We start from the raw sequence: 1,678 nt of genomic DNA, 5'->3' as shown, positions 1-1,678 counted from the left end.
GTTGAAAAATTCCTGGTAGCCCGCCGACTCATGTACTGGCAGGTTTACCTTCATAAAACCAGTTTGGTTGCCGAGCAATTGCTCATCAGAGTATTAAAAAGAGCCAAAGAATTAATTGATGAAGGAGCAGAATTGCATGCCAGCAAAGCTCTAATGTATTTTTTAAATAATAAGGTAACCCGTGAGAATTTCGATAAAGAAACTCTTGATGTATTTTCCCGGCTTGACGATTATGATATCGTTATGGCGATGAAGGAATGGATAGAATGCGATGATTTCGTATTGAGCAATTTATGCGGAATGATCATTAACCGCGATCTGCTTAAAGTGAAGATAAAAAAGAAAAAACCTTCCAAAGCGAAAATGGAAAAGCACCGGGATAAACTTCAGAAGAAATATAATATTTCAGAAAAAGAGGCAAATTACTTTGTTTTTAGCGGAGAGATCGCGAACCTTGCCTATAAAAGCGAAAAGAATAATATTAATATTCTCCATAAAAACGGGAAAACCAGTGATGTAGCTAAAGTTTCTGACCAGCTTAACCTGGAGGCACTTTCTAAAACTGTGGTGAAATATTATATATGTTACCCCAAGCCGAAACATTAAACCATTTTTTTTACTTTTGCCAGAATGAAATTTACCGCATCACAAATAGCAGAGATACTTGAAGGCCGGATTGTAGGTGATCCTGACGCTGAAGTGTCTGAACTGGCAAAGATCGAAGAAGGTACTAAAGGTGCTTTAACTTTTCTAAGCAATCCAAAATATACTTCCTATATATATTCTACAAAAGCTTCAATAACTATAGTAAATGAAAATTTTGAAGCCGAACAACCAATTAGTACAACTCTCATAAAAGTAAAAGATGCTTATAAAGCTTTTACTAAACTTCTGGTTTACTACAATCAGGTAAAATCGAACAAGTCCGGGATCGAACAACCTAGTTTCATTTCCGAAGATGTGGAATATGGAGAAGACATCTACCTGGGAGCATTTTCATATGTAGGTAAAAATGTAAAAATGGGAGATAACGTAAAAGTTTATCCCAATGTATATGTGGGGGAGAATGTAAAGATTGGAGATAATGTAATTCTCTTTTCGGGGGTGAAGATATATTCAGATTGTGTTGTAGGGAGCAATTGTGTGATCCATAGTGGAGTTATTGTAGGGGCAGACGGTTTCGGTTTTACTCCTGAAGATGATGGAAAATACTCTAAAGTACCACAAATTGGAAATGTGATCATTGAAGATGACGTAGAAATTGGAGCGGGTACTACTATAGATAGGGCTACTCTTGGTTCTACAATTATAAGAAAAGGAGTGAAACTGGATAACCAGATTCAAATTGCTCATAATGTAGAAATTGGAGAGCATACGGCAATCGCCGCTCAAACAGGTATTGCAGGTTCTACCAAAATTGGAAAAAATTGCCTCATTGGTGGACAGGTTGGAATTGCGGGTCATTTAACTATTGGCGACAGAGTTAAAGTTCAGGCACAGTCGGGTATAGGTCGCAATGTTAAAGATGATGAATCTCTACAGGGAAGTCCGGCTATTGGTTACAAAGATTACAGTAAATCATATATACATTTTAAAAATTTGCCCAAAACAGTTGACGCTTTTGAGCAACTGAAGAAAAAAATCGAAAAGAATGGCTGAAAAAGTTTCCAAGCAAACA

1 protein-coding gene and 1 pseudogene are annotated in these 1,678 nt (G+C 36.8%); both read left to right on the top strand.

The features are described 5' to 3' along the window. Positions 1 to 606, top strand: a pseudogene (locus ACESK1_RS13320) (phosphohydrolase); the annotation flags it as partial. Positions 607 to 630: 24 nt separating this feature from the next. After that, positions 631 to 1,659, top strand: a complete 1,029-nt coding sequence (lpxD, locus tag ACESK1_RS13315; RefSeq protein WP_372920653.1) for a UDP-3-O-(3-hydroxymyristoyl)glucosamine N-acyltransferase — start codon at positions 631 to 633, stop codon at positions 1,657 to 1,659. Positions 1,660 to 1,678 lie beyond the last annotated feature (19 nt).

The organism is Salegentibacter sp. (assembly GCF_041642575.1).
Classification (GTDB): Bacteria; Bacteroidota; Bacteroidia; order Flavobacteriales; family Flavobacteriaceae; genus Salegentibacter.
The sequence above is the reverse complement of the archived record's forward strand: the minus strand, read 5'-3'. Positions and strand labels throughout refer to the sequence as shown.